Genomic DNA, 1,630 nt, shown 5'->3' on the forward strand with positions numbered 1-1,630 from the left:
CCCACCACCGGTGCGGCACCAGTTCCCGATCCAGCAGATCCGCCTCGGAAACCACCCCGACCACCGTGCGCTCGTCGTCCACCACGGGCACGGCACCGATCCGCCGCTGCGCCAGCATCACCGCGATGTCCTTGAACGGGGTGCCGCGACGCACCGACCGCACATCGGTGGTCATCACGTCCCGCACCAGCAGGCGCCGCATCACGCACTCCCGAAATCCCGCATACCGGCAAGGGCGACACCCAGCCCGGCGAAGGCGAACACCGGCTGGATCCAGCTGTAGCTCTGCACGAACCCGATCTCCACCGCGATCCACCCGACCAGCAGACTGCCCGCGATCACCGCCGCGATACTGGAACGCGTATCGCGCCTGGCGGCCAGCCAGGCCGCCACCGTCATCGGCACCCCGACCACCACCGCCAGCGCCGCACCCCCGAACACCGGGCTGTGGAACGGAAGCCGCGCCTCGATCTGGTCCCCGAGATCGATCGCCCCACTGATCAGCCCGGCCGCCCCACCGTAGGCCAGCACCGCGATCAGCGCCGTCACCGCCGCCAGCCAGGGCCGCCTGCGCGCCGGCTGCCCGGTGCGCAGCAGGCTCCGCCGCCAATCGGTCCTGGTCATAGGCCGATCGTCGGCCCCACCCCCGCCACCGGACAGGGCAGCACGTCCCCACCGGGTGCGACCTTGGGCCCTTCGGCAGACACCGCCCACGATGCCAGGCTGGAGGAGATCAACGAGGAAAGGAAGGCCATGGCCTGCAAGAAGAAGTGGTCCGAGCTCAGCCGCCCCCAGCGCAGGGCGCTGGCCGCCGCCGCGGCGCTGCAGTTCGGCCTCGCCGGGGCCGCCTGGTGGGACCTCTCGCGCCGCCCGGCCGCCGCCGTCCGCGGCTCCAAAGCGGTGTGGGCCTTCGTCATCGGGATCAACTTCGTCGGCCCGCTGGCCTACCTGCGCTTCGGCCGCAAGCAGTCGGCACAGCTGCTCGAACCGGCGGCGCCCCTGCCCTGAGCGGCCGGCCCTTCGAGCGAGGAGAAGAACATGCGCACGGCCTATCACGAAGAACTGGCCCGGTTCGGCGCCCGCCTCGGCGACCTGGCCCGGCTCGCCGAGACCGCACTGGGACAGGCGACCAGTGCACTGCTGGACAACGACCTTTCGCTGGCCCGCAAGGTGACCGCGGACGAAGGCGCCATCACCAAACTGCACCACCTGCTCGACGCCGAAGCCGTCACCCTGCTCGCCCGCCAGCAACCGGTCGCCGGCGAACTCCGCACCATCGTGGCCGGACTGCGGATGAGCTCGGACCTGGACCGGATGGGCGCGATGGCCCGCCACGTCGCCGAACTCGTCGAACTGCGGCACCCGGACCCGGTGGTCCCCGAAACACTGCAACCGACCGTCGCCACCATGGGCGAGGTCGCCCGCCGCATGGCCGCCAGGGCACGGCAGGCGATGGCCGCCGGGGACGCCACCGCCCTCACCCGGATAGCACGCGACGACGACGAGATGGACCACCTGGAGGCCATGTTGCGCCGCCAGGTCACCCACGGCGACCCCCGTCCAAGCCTGGACACCGCGATGGACCTGGCCCTGCTCGGGCGCTACTACCAGCGCTTCGGCGACCACGCGG

At 71.8% G+C, this 1,630-nt stretch carries 4 protein-coding genes; 2 read left to right on the forward strand and 2 right to left on the reverse strand.

Annotated features, from left to right (window positions below; genetic code table 11):
- Window positions 1-202: CBS domain-containing protein (locus tag FNH05_RS37070; RefSeq protein WP_144593490.1), on the reverse strand; the 202-nt coding region annotated here is incomplete at its 3' end.
- The gene (locus FNH05_RS37075; RefSeq protein ID WP_144593491.1) at window positions 202-624 is read right to left on the reverse strand and encodes a hypothetical protein; all 423 of its coding nucleotides are present in this window, start codon (window positions 622-624) and stop codon (window positions 202-204) included. The genes FNH05_RS37075 and FNH05_RS37070, both read right to left, overlap by 1 nt.
- A 63-nt stretch (window positions 625-687) precedes the next feature.
- Here FNH05_RS37075 and FNH05_RS37080 point away from each other — a divergent pair, with 63 nt between their 5' ends.
- On the forward strand, window positions 688-1,008 hold the full coding sequence (locus FNH05_RS37080; RefSeq protein WP_246128165.1) for a PLD nuclease N-terminal domain-containing protein: 321 nt from the start codon (window positions 688-690) through the stop codon (window positions 1,006-1,008).
- 30 nt (window positions 1,009-1,038) lie between these two features.
- Window positions 1,039-1,630: phosphate signaling complex protein PhoU (phoU, locus tag FNH05_RS37085; protein ID WP_144593492.1), on the forward strand; the 592-nt coding region annotated here is incomplete at its 3' end.

Source organism: Amycolatopsis rhizosphaerae, from assembly GCF_007713715.1.
GTDB classification, from domain to species: Bacteria; Actinomycetota; Actinomycetes; order Mycobacteriales; family Pseudonocardiaceae; genus Amycolatopsis_E; species Amycolatopsis_E rhizosphaerae.

What these genes read in the sequence shown, in the direction of transcription:
- FNH05_RS37075 (WP_144593491.1), bottom strand. Translation starts at nt 624, where the DNA reads ATGACCAGGACCGATTGGCGGCGGAGCCTGCTGCGCACCGGGCAGCCG.